Below are 14,889 nucleotides of genomic sequence, written 5' to 3' on the forward strand. Positions count from 1 at the left end.
TCCCCGATCACTTCTTGGCGGCGCCGGATGGCGCCTTCTTCTTGTACATGGACAGCATGCGCTGCGTGACCATGAAGCCGCCGAAGATGTTCACGCTGGCCAGAACGATGGCCAGGAAACCCATCAGGGCGGACAGGCCGTTATCGGCGGCACCGGTGGCGATCAGCGCACCGACGATGATGACCGACGACACCGCGTTGGTCACGGCCATCAGGGGGGAGTGCAGGGCCGGCGTGACCTTCCAGACGACGTAATAGCCCACGAAGCAGGCCAGCACGAAGACGGTCAGGCCGATGACGATGAAGGGCATGCCGCCGGCATTGGCAAGCTGCGCCTCCAGCACGGCGATACGTTCGGTCATCTGGACCGCCTGCTCACGCGCGGCGTCCAGGTTGCTCACGATATCCGCATCAGCAAGGATCATGATGTGCTCCTCAGGCGGCGGGCTTGTTGAACGACGGGTGGACGACGGCGCCGTCACGGGTCAGGCCCGTGCCTTTTACCACGTCATCTTCCCAATTCATCTTCAGCGCCTTCGTGTCCTTGTCGACGAAGGGCGTGATGAAGTTCAGCAGGTTCTTGGCGTACAGCGCGGAGGCATCCACGGCGATGCGGCCCGGCATGTTGATGCGGCCCACGATCTTCACGCCATACTTTTCCACGACCTGACCGGCCACGGCGCCTTCGACATTGCCACCCTGCTCACAGGCCAGATCCACCAGGATCGCACCCTGCTTCATGGTCTTCAGCATGTCGTCGGTGACCAGGATCGGGGCCTTGCGACCGGGGATCAGGGCCGTCGTGATGACGATATCCTGCTTCTTGATCGTCTCGGCGATCAGGGCCGCCTGCTTGGCCTGATATTCCTTCGACATTTCCTTGGCGTAGCCGCCGGCGGTCTGTGCCTGCTGGAATTCCTCGTCCATCACGGCGACGAAGGTACCGCCCAGGCTTTCCACCTGTTCCTTGGTGGCGGGGCGCACGTCGGTGGCGGACACGACCGCCCCCAGACGCTTGGCGGTGGCGATGGCCTGAAGACCGGCCACACCGGCACCCATGATCAGGGCGCGGGCGGGAGGGACCGTCCCGGCAGCGGTCATCATCATGGGGAAGGCGCGACCGAACTCGTTCGCGGCCTCGATCACGGCGCGGTAGCCGGCCAGGTTCGACTGGCTCGACAGGATATCCATGCTCTGCGCGCGGGTGATGCGCGGCATGAACTCCATGGCAAACGCGTCGATCTTGGCGGCGGCATAGGCGGCCACGGTCTCCGGTGCGCCATAGGGCGACAGCGCGGCGATCAGGATGGCGCCGGGCTTGATCAGCGCCAGCTCGTTCACATCGCCCTCACCCTCGGCCAGCGGACGCTGTACCTTCAGGATGATGTCGGCACCGGTCAGGGTGCTGGTGACATCAGCGGCGATGGTCGCCCCGGCGGCGGTGAAGGCATCATCGGTAATGGCGGAACCCAGGCCGGCGCCCGTTTCCACCACCACCTCGAAACCCAGCCCGATATATTTGCGCACCGTATCCGGCGTGGCTGCGACACGCAGCTCATGCGCCCGGCGCTCCTTCGGAATGGCGATTTTCATGCGATCCGATTCCCCCTCATGGAAAAGTTCCTAAAGTCTCGGCAGGCGACCCAGGGTGCCGGTGTTCCGTTTCAGGATTATGCCGGCTGTCATTATGGTTTCGCACGATGACGCATCCGGTAATCTTTGTGAAGCTTTCCGGGTGCGCCGCGTCATGGTCGGAAAGGCTTTTCCCGCCTGACGGAAAGGAACGGTGGGGGTGGGCGACAGGATCGGTCGGGCAAGCGCAGTGCCGGTTTTGTAGTGCGAACCCGGTAATTTTGTTCCCGATACCAAAAATCCCCAATGGGAATAAGGCATTAAGATGTAAGCATTTTTATGGTAACCGGTTACCATGAATTATGTAACGCCGTTACCGAAATTGGCCCCGCGACCAAAGTCGTTCTTGCGCATCGCGATGGTTTTGTGACCGACGCATGGAACCGTTGTTATGCGGTGACGGTGGGGTACGGTTGCATCCGGGCCGGGGTCTGAAAGCCGGGCTGGACCCCGTCATGCCGGTGGGGCAGAGTGTCGCCCAACCCAATCAGAGCCCAAAAAGCCCCATGACCGATCCGCAGATTCCCGAAAAGCACCCCCTCGCCGATGCCGCCCGCACCCTGTTCAAGGAATTGACGGACGCGGGCCGCCCCGTGGTGGGCACCGGCATCGGGGAAGGGCGCATCTTCCTGCGCGTGGCCGGCCCGGATCATGGCGCACCGGCAGAATATCGCGGATATCCGGTGGTGGTGCTGACGGACGAAGGGATCAAGCGGTGAAGTGTAGCGCGGATTAGGCGAAGCCGTAATCCGCGGAAATCCCGTCGACGTTGTTCCGCGGATTACGCTTCGCTAATCCGCGCTACACTCGCAGCCACTCCATGAACCAATTGGCGTCCCAGGTTCTGCCGCCGTCGCGTGACACGGTTTGATACCAGCGATGGCCGGTGGGGGTGATGCGGTCCCAGGTGCCGCGCACCTTGATGGGCTGATCCCCATCCATCTCATCGGCTTCAAACACGCCTTCACCATTGCGGAAGATGCCGGTCAGGCCGGGGGTGGTCAGCACCCCGCTTTTGGCGTTCACCCAGAAATCCGACCAGATTTTCCGCTCTGCCTCGAAAAGCCTGATCCCCACACCGGCGAAATTGCGGGCGGGGATGCGCAGTTCCTCAATGCTTCCGGCCCCGTTCAGGATGGTCCAGCAACTGGCCTCGCCCGTGAATTCATCCCATTCGCCTGTCTCCGGCTTCAGACGGCGATGGCTGATCCGCCACTCACCGGCCAGGAAATTAAAATCGCCGGGTCGCCCCTCTGCCTTATCCTCTGCCGCCGCCGGCAGCGTAGTGGCGGCCAGCCCCACGGCCAAGCCGAGGGCCGATTGCAGCACGGGGCGGCGGGCGATGCCGCCGGTCTCATCAGTCATTTTTCCCTCCATCCGATGGTCTTGCCCGTTTTGCCGGGAGACGGGGGCAGTGTGCCGCGCTATACCTGACATCCTGTGTCAGGTAATTGTCGGGTGGGTCGAAAATGCGGGCGAGCCGGCTTCTTTCCCTGCTGTTGCTGCTGCAACTGCGCGGTGGCCTGACGGCGGCGCAGATGGCAGCCGAACTGGAGGTGTCGGAACGCACCATCTATCGCGACATCGACGCGTTGAGTTCGGCGGGTGTCCCGGTCTATGGCGACCGGGGGCCGGGCGGCGGGTTCCAATTGCTGGAGGGTTACCGCACCCGCCTGACCGGGCTGGCCAGCGACGAGGCGGAGGCGATGTTCACCATCGGCCTGCCGGGGCTGGCCGGGGCGCTGGGCGTGGGACAGGCGGCGGCCAGGGCCTGGAACAAGCTGATGCTGGCCCTGCCGGCCCAGGCGCGGGAGGAGGCGGGGCGCATGGGTGACCGGTTCCACCTGGATGCCGCCGACTGGTACCGCGTGGCCGAACCCACCCCCTTCCTGCCCGATTTGGCCCGCGCGGTTCTGGATTGCCGACGGGTGGTGATGCGGTATGAAAGCTGGAAGGGCGAGCGGGAATGGACCATCGATCCGCTGGGTCTAGTTTTGAAGGCCGGCACCTGGTACTTCGCGGCACTGTCCGGGGAGCGGACCCTGGTGTTCAAGGTGGCGTCCATCCGCACGCTGACGGTGACGCGGGACGGGTTCGTGCGGCCCGTGGATTTCCACCTGCCCGGTTTCTGGGCAGGGCATCTGGCGGAATTCGAGGAAAGGCTGCATCCCGAACGGGCGGACCTGTCGGTCAGTGCGGGGGGCCGTGATCTGCTGTCCCGCCAGGGTGCCTATGCCGCCGAAGCCGTGGCGGCGGCGGGACCGATGGATGCTGATGGCTGGGCCGACCTCACCTTGCCGTTCGAGACGGTCGATCAGGCGGCCCGCCTGCTACTGGGTTTAGGGCCGGAGGTACGGGTGCGCGCACCCGATGCGCTGCGGGCAAGGGTGATGGAGATGGCGCAGGGGATATTGGCGCGGATGCAGGCGCCACCCCCTTGACCCGCAGCCCGCGCCCCGTCACACTTCAAACAATTGTTTGAATGAAGCAAGGGGAGGAGTGGAGATGGTTAAGGCGTTGCTGTGCAAGGGGTTCGGGCCGCCGGAAAGCCTGGTGCTGGAAGAGGTGGAGACGCTGCCGCTGGCGGCGGGAGAGGTGCGGATCGCCATCAAGGCGGCGGCGCTGAACTTCGCCGATACCCTGATTATCGAAGGCAAGTACCAGGAAAAGCCGCCCTTTCCATTTACCCCCGGCATGGAATGCGCGGGCGTGGTGACGGAGTTGGGCGAGGGCGTGCGGCACCTGAAGGTGGGGCAGCGCGTCATGGCCCTGTCGGCCAAGGGGGCGTTCCGGGAAGAAACGGTGGTGGAGGCGGGTGCCGTCCTGCCCATCCCCGATGGCATGGATTTCGCCAACGCCGCCGGCTTCCCCGTAGCCTATGGCACCTCCCATCTGGCCCTGACCGACCGCGCGCAGTTGCAGGCCGGGGAAACCCTGCTGGTGCTGGGGGCGTCGGGCGGGGTCGGCCTGACGGCGGTGGAGATCGGCAAGGCCATGGGTGCCAGGGTCATCGCGGCGGCATCATCGCCGGAAAAGCTTTCCGTGGCACGGGATCATGGGGCGGATGAGGTGATCGACTATGCGGCGGAGGACCTGAAAGCCCGGTTGAAGGAACTGGCGCCCAAAGGTGTGGATGTCGTGTTCGATCCGGTGGGTGGGGATTATTTCGACGCGGCTCTGCGCAACATGGCCTGGTGCGGGCGGATCATCACCATCGGCTATGCGGCGGGGCGCATCCCGCAGGTGCCGGCCAATTTGCTGCTGGTCAAGAATTGTGCAGTGCTGGGCCTGTTCTGGGGTGCCTACCGTAAGCATAACCCGCAGCGCCTGGGCCAGAGCCTGATGGAACTGCTGGCCCTGTGGGGGCAGGGGAAGCTGCGACCGCATGTGTCGCACGCCCTGCCCATCACGGATTATGCCCAGGCTTTCCATCTGCTGTCGGGGCGCAAGGCGACGGGCAAGGTGGTGCTCACGATGGAGTGAGCCGCGGTCGTCCGACCGCGGAGGCCGGCGACCGCCGGCCCGGCGCCTGAGGGAACAAAATAAAGACTACCCAAAAACAAAACCGCCGCACCGGGTGCCCGGTGCGGCGGTCTGTCTTTCAGGCCGGGGCCTGAGACTTACTGGATGCTTTCGCCATGCAGCGCCAGATCCAGGCCGTCACGTTCCGCATCCTCGTCGACGCGCAGGCCGGTGATGGCCTTGACGACGTAGAGGATGATGGTGGTGGCAATGCCGGACCACAGGATGGTGGCGCCGATGCCGTAGATCTGCGTCCAGACCTGGCCGATATTGCCTTCCAGGGCGCCGGCGGTCCCGCCGATGGCGGCCTTGGCGAAGACACCCGTCAGGACGGCGCCGACGATGCCGCCGACACCATGCACGCCCCAAACGTCCAGGCTGTCATCATACTTCAGAGCATGCTTCAGCGTGGTGGAGGCGAAGTAGCAGATGACGCCGGCGGCGACGCCGATGCCAAGTGCACCATCAACACCGACGAAACCAGCAGCCGGGGTGATGGCGACCAGACCGGCCACGGCACCGGAAACGGCACCCAGCACGGAGGGCTTGCCCTTCACACCCCATTCCACGAACACCCAGGCGAGCGTGGCGGTGGCGGCGGCGATCTGCGTCACCAGCATGGCCATGCCCGCACGGCCATCAGCGGCGACGGCGGAACCGGCATTGAAGCCGAACCAGCCCACCCACAGCATGGCAGCGCCGATCAGCGACAGGACCAGGTTGTGCGGCTTCATGTCCGACGTGCCATAGCCCTTGCGCTTGCCCAGAACGATGGCAGCGACCAGACCGGCAACACCGGCATTGATGTGCACGACGGTGCCGCCGGCATAATCCAGCACGCCATCGCCCATCAGGAAGCCGCCGCCCCACACCCAGTGGCAGATCGGGCTGTAGACGATCAACGACCACAGCGCCGTGAACAGCAGCAGGGCCGAGAACTTCATGCGGTCAGCAAAGGCGCCGGTGATCAGCGCCGGGGTGATGATGGCAAAGGTCATCTGGAAGGTGATGAACACCGATTCCGGGATGCTGCCCGACAGGCTGCCAACCTCAAGACCGGACAGGAAGGCCCGGCTGAGATCACCGATGAACAGGTTGCCGGGGCCGAAGGCCAGGCTGAAACCGACAACGGCCCACAGGACCGAGATCAGGGCGGTGATGGCGAAGCTCTGCATCGCCATGGTCAGGACGTTCAGCTTGCGGACCATGCCGCCATAGAACAGCGCCAGACCAGGAATGGTCATGAACAGCACCAGCGCCGTGGACGTCAGCAGCCATGCGGTATTGCCGCTGTCCAGCGTCGGGGTCGGTGCCGCGTCCTGAGCGAGGGCCACGCCCGGAACCAATGCCAGGCACGCCGCGAAAAGGGTCTTCAACATACGATTCATCTGGCTCCCCATTCTTGTGGGCACGGGGCCGACCGGCCGCCGCACACGCCGCTGCTCCTCTATTCAAAGTCCGTGCCGTTGTGCAAAGCGGCGGAATCCCTACGCTGTTGCAGCCAGACGCCTGAATGGAATCCACCCCGCGGACCCGCGACTCCGCCTGAAAACCGGCTATATGCACAAAAAATGTGCTGTTTCTGATGGCGACTTTTGAGGAAAAATTGTTGGAAATCAACATGATGATAGGGATGCCTCCTTTCGGGGCACCCCGATTCAGCGGCTAAAAATGTGACAGATTAAAAAATAGGCAGACATTCGGGGGCATGTCGTGCTGCGCTGCCGATTGGGACCGATCCGGGCCTTTCGCCTTTTCGTTGTCTGCCTTGCCCGCGATTGCACACGCAACATACGTATCCATACGTGACCCGGCACGCAGCATGTGACACCATCCCGGTTGAATGAGCCGCCGGTCTAAGCGGTCGGCACAGCGCGACAGAGCCGCGCGACATCAGGGAGGATGTGGAATTGGTGACCAGTCAGTCCGAACAGCGTCTGGACCGTGACCTGCGGCAGGCGCCGCGCCATGCGCTGGCCCTGGTGCTGGCGGGCGGGCGCGGTAGCCGGCTGAAGCAGCTGACCGACCGCCGTGCCAAGCCGGCGGTGCATTTCGGGGGCAAGTTCCGCATCATCGACTTCGCCCTGTCCAACTGCATCAATTCCGGCTTCCGCCGCATCTCGGTCATCACGCAGTACAAGTCGCACTCGCTGCTGCGGCATTTGCAGCGCGGCTGGAACTTCCTGCGCGGTGAAATCGGTGAATTCATCGATCTGCTGCCCGCCCAGCAGCGCATCAACGAAACCAGCTGGTACCAGGGTACGGCGGACGCCGTGTATCAGAACCTGGACATCCTGCGCTCCCACAAGGCGGAATGGGTCCTGATCCTGGCCGGCGATCACATCTATAAGATGGATTACGCCAACATGCTGGCCAGCCATGTCCGCACGGGCGCAGATGTGACCGTGGGTTGCATCGAGGTGCCGCGCATGGAGGCTACGGGCTTCGGTGTCATGCATGTCGACAGCGACAACCGCGTCGTCAGCTTCCTGGAAAAGCCCGCCGACCCGCCGGCCATGCCCGGCAAGCCCGACATGGCGCTGGCGTCGATGGGCATCTACATCTTCAATGCCGAGTTCTTGTACAAGAACCTGGAACGCGACGCGGAGGACCAGACGTCGAGCCGCGATTTCGGCAAGGACATCATCCCCTATCTGGTGGACAACGCGAAGGTCGTCGCCCACCATTTCAACGAAAGCTGTGTGCGCAACAAGGCGCAGCCCGGCACCGCCTACTGGCGTGATGTCGGCACCGTCGATGCCTATTGGGAAGCCAATCTGGACCTGTGTACCGTCTCGCCCGACCTGGATCTCTATGACCGGGAATGGCCGATCTTCACCTATCAGGAACAGCTGCCGCCCGCGAAGTTCGTGTTCGATGATGATGGCCGCCGGGGCATGGCCGTGGACAGCATGGTGTCCGCCGGCTGTATCACCTCTGGCTCCGTCGTCCGCCGCTCGCTCCTGTTTAACAAGGTCCGCATCCATTCCTATTGCGAGGTGACGGATGCCGTCATCCTGCCGGAGGTGGAGGTGAACCGGAATGCCCGCCTGACCAAGGTGGTGGTGGATCGCGGCTGCGTCATCCCCGCCGGCCTGGTGGTGGGTGAAAATGCGGAAGAGGATGCGCGCCGCTTCTACCGTTCCGAAAATGGTGTGGTATTGATCACCCAGGAGATGCTGGACCGTCTGGGGAACTGATGGTTTGGTTCGGTGACGCGGCAGCGGCTTGAGGGACGATGAAGACCTATCCGGGTAATTTCGTGCTGGACCCGCTGGGACGGCGGGTCACCCTGCATGGCAAATCGGCTTTTGCCGCCCTGCACCGGGCTGGTGCGGTGGCGGCGGCCTGCCTGGACCATATCACCCCCCACATGCAGCCCGGCGTCACGACGGCAGAGATTGACGACATCGTGGCCGCCTTTTTGAAGGCGAACGGGGCGCTGGCGGCCACGCTGGGCTATCACGGATTTCCCAAATCCTGCTGCATCTCCCCCAATTCTGTCGTCAATCACGGAATCCCGTCGGACAAGGTACGGATGAAGGCGGGTGACATCGTCAATGTCGATGTCACCGCCATCGTCGATGGCTGGTACGGCGATACCAGCCGCATGTATCTGGTGGGGGATGTCACGCAGAAGGCGGCCCATCTGGTCCGCACCACCTATGACGCCATGATGGCCGGTATCGGGCAGGCGGTACCGGGCAAGCATCTGGGCGATATCGGCCATGTCATCGAACGGGCCGCCAAGGCCGTTGGCTATTCCACCGTCCGCGACTATGTCGGCCACGGCATCGGCCGCGTCTTCCATGACGCGCCCGATGTCATGCATTTCGGCAAGCCGGGGCGCGGCATGAAGCTGGTGCCCGGCATGGTCTTTACAATCGAGCCGATGTTCAATCAGGGTGGTGCGGGCCTGCGAACGCTTCCCGATGGCTGGACCAACATCACCCGCGACCTGTCCCTGTCGGCACAGTTCGAACATACGGTCGGCGTGACCGAAGACGGGGTGGAGATTTTCACCCGCTCCCCGGCGGGGCTGGATTGTCCGGTGGGGGTGGAGCCTTAAGGCCTACCCAGTTCAACTGTTCAGGATAGTGCCTCCCCGGCGAAGGCCGGGGCCCAGGGGCCAAGCGCCCCAGGACAGTGCGACTTGATAGCGGGGCAAGTGGAAAGGCTCCAGCTTATGGCCCCTGGGCCCCGGCCTTCGCCGGGGAGGCAGTCTATGGTTTTCAATGGGTTAGAAAGCTTCTTGGGCGCGACACATCCGGTCGGCGCAGGCGATCAAGGAGTGTGGGCAATGAGCAAGGCTTCCTACGTGCTGAAACTACCGGCCTCCGTAAAAACAGCGGCACAACGTCTTGCTAAGGAAGATGGTGTGTCGCTGAACCAATGGATTGCCGTGGCGGTGGCCGAGAAAATCGGAGCGGTGGAGATGGCGTCAGAACTGCTGGCGCGGCGTGGACGGGATGCGCAGCCTGAAGATATGCTGCCTTTCCTTTGAAATGCGGGCAAGGAACCGCTCCAGCCCGGCGATGAGATGGCCTGAACCAAATCAACGCCGCCGGAACACCATAACTCCCGTCACCCCAAGGACCAGCAGCCCAGCCCCCAGGAACGCCGCCCGCATCCCCGCCGCGATCAGGCTTGGTGTGGCCGTGGCGATGTCTGCCGTACCGACGGCCAGGGTGAAGACTGCGCCCAGGCAGGCGGCGCCCGTGATTAGGCCCAGGTTGCGCGACAGGTTCAGTAGGCCGGAGACAAGGCCGCGCCGGTCCGCCGGCTGACCACTCATCACACCGGTATTGTTGGCGGCCTGGAACAAGGCGTAGCCGCTGGTCATCAAGGCGATGGGCAGCATGTAGCCGGCAACACCCCAGGCGGCGGGTGCCGTCGCCATGAACAGGCAGCCAAGGCCGACCCCGCCCAGACCGGTCAGGGTCATGCGGCCACTGCCGAACCGGTCCACCGCCCGGCCTGAGGGCACGCCCGCCAGGGCGGAGATGCAGGGACCGGTCGCCATGACCAGCCCCGTCAGGGCCGGGGACAGGCCCAGGACCCGCGTCAGGTAGAAGGGCCCCAGCACCAGGGTCGCCATCATGATCATGGAGACCAGGATATTGGCCAGCAGCGCGGCGCGCAGGCCACCATCACGGAACAGCGACAGGTCCAGCAGCGGCGATGGGGCGGCCACCTGCCACAGGATGAACATCCCGGCCAGCAGCAGGGCCGCCACCACCAGCATCGGCCCGAACCCGCCGCCCTGCCGGCCCATGGTCATGGCCAGCGCATAGGCAGCCAGGGCGCCGGCCAGCAGCATGGTGCCCAGCGGGTCACCGCTTCCCCTTTGCATACCCATTCCTGTATCCGCCGGCACCTGCGTACGGACCAGGGCGAAGGCCGCAATGCCCAGCGGCACGTTGATCAGGAACAGGCCCTGCCAGCCCGCGACGGCCAGGATCATTCCGCCCAGCGACGGCCCCAGGGCCGTGCCGACCGCCGACATGCTGCCCAGCATGCCCATGGCCCGGCCCGTGCGCGTCTTGTCCACGATGCTGCCGACCAGGGCCATCGACATGGCCATCATGGCTGCCGCCCCCAACCCCTGCAACGCCCGCGCGGCAATCAGCAGGGGCAAGGACGGGACTAACCCGCACAGGCCGGAAGCCAGCGTGAACAGGGCGATGCCAGCCAGCAGCAGGCGCCGCCGCCCGATGCGATCCCCCAGGCGGCCCGCGCTGACAATCAGGGTGGTTGTGGCCAGCAGATAGGCCAGCACCACCCACTGCACCTGCGCGAAGGGCACAGCGAAGGACGCGGCCAGACTGGGCAGGCCGATATTGGCGATGCTGGTACCCAGCGAGGACAGAAGGATGGACAAAGACAGGGCGGGCAGGGCCCAGCTGCGTGGCCTGTCATCCGTCCTCGTCGTCAATGCCTGCTCCACCACCATCGCTTCCTCCAACCCGGATCATTGCGGATGAGGCTATGCGCCGGTCTGACATGGCGGAAGGCGCAGCGATTGCATTATATTCATGCATCAGACGCCCTATATGGTGCCGGCCATGAACATTCCCGACCTGAACTTGCTGTTGACGCTGGATGTGCTGCTGTCGGAGGGCAGTGTGGCCGGTGCGGCGCGGCGTCTTCGGCTTAGCCCGTCGGCCATGAGCCGGGCGCTGGCGCGGCTGCGGGAGGCGACGGGCGATCCGCTGCTGGTGCGGGCGGGTCGGGGGCTGGTGCCGACGCCGCGCGCCCTGGAACTGCGCGGGCAGGTGGGGCCGCTGGTGGAACAGGCGCTGGCGGCGCTGCGCCCGGCCAGCGCGCTGGACCTTGCCCGCCTGGAGCGCATCTTCACCCTGCGCAGCAGTGAGGGGTTTGTGGAAACGTTCGGGGCGGCCCTGATCACGCGTGCGGCGGCGCAGGCGTCCGGTGTGCGGCTGCGTTTCATGGCCAAGCCGGAACGGGACAGCACGCCGCTGCGCGATGGCACCGTCGATCTGGAGACGGGCGTGGTGGGGCCGGATCTGGGGCCGGAATTGCGGGTTCAGGCCCTGTTCCGCGACCGGTTCGTGGGCGTGGTGCGGCCCGGCCATCCGCTGCTGGACGGGCCGATAGCGGCACAGGCCTATGCCGGCGCATCGCATGTGGCGGTGACGCGGGCGCGGCCCGACAGGGGGCCGGTTGATCGGGCCTTGCAGGTGCTGGGCCTGGAACGGCGGGTGGCGGCCTTTGTCGCGGGCTATGCCGGGGCGCTGGCTGTGGCGCGGGGTAGCGATCTGGTGGCCACCGTGTCGGCCCGGCATACGCAGGGGCTGCGGGCCGGGATGGTGGCGTTCGACCTGCCATTCGACATCCCCGCCGTCACCGTTTCCCTGCTCTGGCATCCACGGCTGGACGCTGATCCCGCCCATCGCTGGCTGCGGGGGCTGGTGCGGGCGGTTTGTGGTGATGATCCGCTTGCCGAAACCGTTGCTTGCGTTCACTCATAGGTGGCGGCCCCGCCCCCTGCGATCAACAAGCCCGGACCCGATCATGCGCGTTCTTTTTGTTACGTCGGAATGCCTGCCTTATGTGAAGACCGGTGGTCTGGGGGATGTGGCCGGCGCCCTGCCGGCGGCATTGCGGGCAGAAGGGGTGGATGTCCGCACCCTGATCCCCGGATATCCGGGGGTTCTGGACCGGCTGGAAAATATCAAGGTGCTGCGCGATCTGCGCGGGCTTCCCGGCTTGCCGTCGGCGGCACCGGCGCGGCTGGTGGCGGGCCGGGGTGTTGATGGCGGCACCGTCTATGCCCTGGATATCCCCAGCTTTTTCGGGCGCAAGGGCAATCCCTATCTGGGGCCGGATGGCAAGGACTGGTCCGACAATCATCTGCGCTTTGCCGCCTTGGGCCGCATCGCCGCCCTGATTGGGTTGGCGGGGGATGGTGCGGTGGGCCGGGCCGCGTGGAAGCCGGATGTGCTGCATGGTCATGACTGGCAGGCCGGTCTGGCCGCAGCCCATCTGCATTTCCCGCTCTGGCCGCTGGCGGGGCTGAAACGGCCGGGCACGGTGTTCACCATCCACAATCTGGCCTTCCAGGGCCTGTTCCCGGCGGAAACGGTGCCGACCCTGGGCCTGCCCTGGGACGGGTTCACGCCGCAGGGGTTTGAATTCTACAGCCAATTGTCGTTCCTGAAGGCGGGGCTGGTCTATGCTGACCGGTTGACGACGGTCAGCCCGACCTATGCCACCGAAATCCAGGGGGAGATTTTTGGCTTCGGCATGGATGGGCTGCTGCGCGCCCGCGCCGATGTGCTGGACGGCATCCTCAACGGCATCGACACCGATGCCTGGGACCCCGCCCGCGATCCGCAGCTGAGCGCCCATTATGATGCCGACACTCTGCCGGCCAAGACGGCCAACAAGGCCGATATCCAACGCGCCTTTGGCCTGTCGCCCGACATCCATGCGCCCTTGTTCGGCATCGTCAGCCGCCTGACGGACCAGAAGGGCATCGATCTGGTGGTGCAGGCCATCCCGCATATCGTGGCGCGCGGCGGGCAGCTGGCGGTGCTGGGTACGGGCACGGCGTCGCTGGAACAGGCGCTGGCCGGGGCCGCGCGGCATTATCCGGGCCGGGTCGGGCTGGTCCTGGGCTATGACGAGGCGCTGTCGCACCGGTTGCAGGCGGGGGTGGACGTGCTGATGGTGCCGTCGCGGTTTGAACCCTGCGGCCTGACACAGATGTATGCGCTGCGTTATGGCACTTTGCCGCTGGTCAGCCGTGTGGGCGGGTTGGCCGATACGGTGACGGACTGCACCGATGATGCGCTGTCCGATGGAACGGCCACGGGCTTCACCTTTGGCCCTGTCACCGTGCCGTCCCTGATCAACGCTATCGACCGTGCCTTCGCCTTGCACCCGCAGACCGACCGCTGGCGTGGGGTACAGCGTTCCGCCATGGCGCGCGACGTCTCCTGGGGTGCGTCGGCCCGGCATTATGTGGAGACGTACAAGGCTGCGATGGCGGTGGCGGAGCGGGGGTAACGGGGGCGTGGTTCCCTCACCCTCCCATTGGCGGGCGCCAATGGGCCCCTCCCTCTCCCACATTCGTGGGCGAGGGGCGAAACTCTGGGGGTGAGCCTTATTTCGCCCCTCGCCCGCCTGGCGGGCGAGGGAGGGGCCCGAACGCGTCAGCGTTTGGGAGGGTGAGGGAACAGACGTTTATTTCTTACCCACCAGCGTGCCGGCCCCGCCCTCGGTGAAAATCTCCAGCAGGATGGCATGCGGCACGCGGCCATCCAGGATCACCGCGCCCTCGACCCCGCCGACAACGGCGTCGATGCAGGTTTCCAGCTTGGGGATCATGCCGCCCTGGGCGGTGCCGTCGGCGATGGCGGCGCGGGCGTCGGATACGGACAGTTCCGGTACCAGTTCCTTGTTCTTGTTCAGGAAGCCGGCGACGTCGGTCAGCAGCAGCAGGCGCGAGGCATCGATGGCGGCGGCAATGGCGCCGGCGGCGGTGTCGGCATTGATATTATAGGTCTGGCCATCCTCGCCGATGCCGATGGGGGCGATGACGGGGATGAAGCCGGCATTGCGCAGCTTGTGCAGGATCTGCGGGTTGATGCGGAACGGCTCGCCCACGAAGCCCAGATCGACAACCTTTTCGATATTGCTGTCGGGGTCGCGCTTGGTGCGGGTGGCCTTGCGCGCTTCGATCAGGTCGTCATCCTTGCCCGACAGGCCGATGGCGTCGCCGCCGGCATCATTGATCAGGGCCACGATTTCCTTGTTGATGCTGCCGGACAGCACCATTTCGGCGATCTCCATCGTGTCCTTGTCGGTCACGCGCAGGCCGTCGATGAATTCCGACTTGATCTGCAACCGGTCCAGCAGCCTGCCGATCTGGGGCCCGCCGCCATGCACCACGATGGGATAGGCGCCCACCTGCTTCAGCAGCACGATGTCGTTGGCGAACTGCCGCGCCAGTTCCGGGTTGCCCATGGCGTGGCCGCCATACTTGACGACGATGATCTTGCCGTCATAGCGGCGCATGTAGGGCAGCGCCTCCGACAGGGTCTGTGCCTTGGCGAGCCATTCCTCGCGGGTCAGCGTCGGGGTGACGGAAACGGTCATGGGCGTGGGCTCCGGTCGGGGGCGTCAGGGCCAGGGATTGTGACGGGCAAACGGCGTCGTGTCTAACACCGGTGGCGGGCGGGGGCAATGCGCTTTCCCATGGGATAGTCCC

14 protein-coding genes are annotated in these 14,889 nt (G+C 65.1%); 8 read left to right on the forward strand and 6 right to left on the reverse strand.

Annotation, left to right across the window (positions count from 1 at the left end; all coding sequences use genetic code 11):
- Positions 1-7: 7 nt before the first annotated feature.
- Together ACODSP_RS14220 and ACODSP_RS14225 are read right to left on the reverse strand one after the other, a co-directional pair.
- On the reverse strand, positions 8-424 hold the full coding sequence (locus tag ACODSP_RS14220; RefSeq protein WP_488966227.1) for an NAD(P) transhydrogenase subunit alpha part 2: 417 nt from the start codon (positions 422-424) through the stop codon (positions 8-10).
- Between the two features lie 10 nt (positions 425-434).
- Positions 435-1,592, reverse strand: a complete 1,158-nt coding sequence (locus ACODSP_RS14225) for a Re/Si-specific NAD(P)(+) transhydrogenase subunit alpha (protein WP_488966228.1) — start codon at positions 1,590-1,592, stop codon at positions 435-437.
- Between the two features lie 545 nt (positions 1,593-2,137).
- Here ACODSP_RS14225 and ACODSP_RS14230 point away from each other — a divergent pair.
- The gene (locus ACODSP_RS14230; RefSeq protein WP_054166743.1) at positions 2,138-2,350 is read left to right on the forward strand and encodes a hypothetical protein; all 213 of its coding nucleotides are present in this window, start codon (positions 2,138-2,140) and stop codon (positions 2,348-2,350) included.
- Between the two features lie 82 nt (positions 2,351-2,432).
- Here the strand turns inward: ACODSP_RS14230 and ACODSP_RS14235 are convergent, their stop codons facing one another.
- The gene (locus ACODSP_RS14235) at positions 2,433-2,996 is read right to left on the reverse strand and encodes a hypothetical protein (protein WP_488966229.1); all 564 of its coding nucleotides are present in this window, start codon (positions 2,994-2,996) and stop codon (positions 2,433-2,435) included.
- 104 nt (positions 2,997-3,100) lie between these two features.
- On the opposite strand from ACODSP_RS14235, the gene ACODSP_RS14240 reads away from it, so the two are divergent.
- Positions 3,101-4,072: a helix-turn-helix transcriptional regulator gene (locus tag ACODSP_RS14240; protein WP_488966230.1), complete on the forward strand. Its 972-nt coding sequence runs from the start codon at positions 3,101-3,103 to the stop codon at positions 4,070-4,072.
- Positions 4,073-4,136: 64 nt separating this feature from the next.
- Entirely contained in the window at positions 4,137-5,114 is a 978-nt protein-coding gene (locus ACODSP_RS14245) for an NADPH:quinone oxidoreductase family protein (RefSeq protein ID WP_488966231.1), read from the forward strand.
- A 137-nt stretch (positions 5,115-5,251) separates the two neighbouring features.
- Here ACODSP_RS14245 and ACODSP_RS14250 read toward each other — a convergent pair whose 3' ends face one another.
- Positions 5,252-6,541: an ammonium transporter gene (locus ACODSP_RS14250; RefSeq protein WP_488966232.1), complete on the reverse strand. Its 1,290-nt coding sequence runs from the start codon at positions 6,539-6,541 to the stop codon at positions 5,252-5,254.
- Between the two features lie 522 nt (positions 6,542-7,063).
- On the opposite strand from ACODSP_RS14250, the gene glgC reads away from it, so the two are divergent.
- From glgC to ACODSP_RS14265, 3 genes are all read left to right on the forward strand, one after another.
- A complete protein-coding gene (gene glgC / locus ACODSP_RS14255) occupies positions 7,064-8,353 on the forward strand; it encodes a glucose-1-phosphate adenylyltransferase (protein ID WP_488966233.1) in 1,290 nt (429 codons plus the stop codon).
- Between the two features lie 38 nt (positions 8,354-8,391).
- A complete protein-coding gene (gene map, locus ACODSP_RS14260; protein WP_488966234.1) occupies positions 8,392-9,222 on the forward strand; it encodes a type I methionyl aminopeptidase in 831 nt (276 codons plus the stop codon).
- Between the two features lie 231 nt (positions 9,223-9,453).
- Positions 9,454-9,657, forward strand: coding sequence for a pilus assembly protein HicB (locus ACODSP_RS14265; protein ID WP_488966235.1), 204 nt, complete (start codon positions 9,454-9,456; stop codon positions 9,655-9,657).
- Positions 9,658-9,708: 51 nt separating this feature from the next.
- On the opposite strand, the gene ACODSP_RS14270 is transcribed toward ACODSP_RS14265, so the two are convergent.
- Positions 9,709-11,106: an MFS transporter gene (locus tag ACODSP_RS14270; protein WP_488966236.1), complete on the reverse strand. Its 1,398-nt coding sequence runs from the start codon at positions 11,104-11,106 to the stop codon at positions 9,709-9,711.
- Between the two features lie 82 nt (positions 11,107-11,188).
- Here ACODSP_RS14270 and ACODSP_RS14275 point away from each other — a divergent pair, with 82 nt between their 5' ends.
- Positions 11,189-12,145, forward strand: coding sequence for a LysR family transcriptional regulator (locus ACODSP_RS14275; RefSeq protein ID WP_488966237.1), 957 nt, complete (start codon positions 11,189-11,191; stop codon positions 12,143-12,145).
- 43 nt (positions 12,146-12,188) lie between these two features.
- A complete protein-coding gene (gene glgA / locus ACODSP_RS14280; protein ID WP_488966238.1) occupies positions 12,189-13,685 on the forward strand; it encodes a glycogen synthase GlgA in 1,497 nt (498 codons plus the stop codon).
- Positions 13,686-13,862: 177 nt separating this feature from the next.
- Here the strand turns inward: glgA and argB are convergent, their stop codons facing one another.
- Positions 13,863-14,777 (reverse strand): acetylglutamate kinase, encoded by a 915-nt coding sequence (argB, locus tag ACODSP_RS14285; RefSeq protein WP_488966239.1) that lies wholly within the window; start codon positions 14,775-14,777, stop codon positions 13,863-13,865.
- Positions 14,778-14,889: the final 112 nt, after the last annotated feature.

This window comes from Niveispirillum sp. FG156, assembly GCF_057809555.1.

Excerpts from the sequence above, each read along its gene's own strand:
- ACODSP_RS14220 (WP_488966227.1), bottom strand. The coding sequence starts at position 424 with ATGATCCTTGCTGATGCGGATATCGTGAGCAACCTGGACGCCGCGCGT.
- ACODSP_RS14230 (WP_054166743.1), top strand. The coding sequence starts at position 2,138 with ATGACCGATCCGCAGATTCCCGAAAAGCACCCCCTCGCCGATGCCGCC.
- ACODSP_RS14275 (WP_488966237.1), top strand. The coding sequence starts at position 11,189 with ATGCATCAGACGCCCTATATGGTGCCGGCCATGAACATTCCCGACCTG.
- ACODSP_RS14235 (WP_488966229.1), bottom strand. The coding sequence starts at position 2,996 with ATGACTGATGAGACCGGCGGCATCGCCCGCCGCCCCGTGCTGCAATCG.
- ACODSP_RS14265 (WP_488966235.1), top strand. The coding sequence starts at position 9,454 with ATGAGCAAGGCTTCCTACGTGCTGAAACTACCGGCCTCCGTAAAAACA.
- ACODSP_RS14270 (WP_488966236.1), bottom strand. The coding sequence starts at position 11,106 with ATGGTGGTGGAGCAGGCATTGACGACGAGGACGGATGACAGGCCACGC.
- ACODSP_RS14240 (WP_488966230.1), top strand. The coding sequence starts at position 3,101 with ATGCGGGCGAGCCGGCTTCTTTCCCTGCTGTTGCTGCTGCAACTGCGC.
- ACODSP_RS14245 (WP_488966231.1), top strand. The coding sequence starts at position 4,137 with ATGGTTAAGGCGTTGCTGTGCAAGGGGTTCGGGCCGCCGGAAAGCCTG.
- argB (WP_488966239.1), bottom strand. The coding sequence starts at position 14,777 with ATGACCGTTTCCGTCACCCCGACGCTGACCCGCGAGGAATGGCTCGCC.
- glgA (WP_488966238.1), top strand. The coding sequence starts at position 12,189 with ATGCGCGTTCTTTTTGTTACGTCGGAATGCCTGCCTTATGTGAAGACC.
- map (WP_488966234.1), top strand. The coding sequence starts at position 8,392 with ATGAAGACCTATCCGGGTAATTTCGTGCTGGACCCGCTGGGACGGCGG.
- ACODSP_RS14250 (WP_488966232.1), bottom strand. The coding sequence starts at position 6,541 with ATGAATCGTATGTTGAAGACCCTTTTCGCGGCGTGCCTGGCATTGGTT.
- ACODSP_RS14225 (WP_488966228.1), bottom strand. The coding sequence starts at position 1,592 with ATGAAAATCGCCATTCCGAAGGAGCGCCGGGCGCATGAGCTGCGTGTC.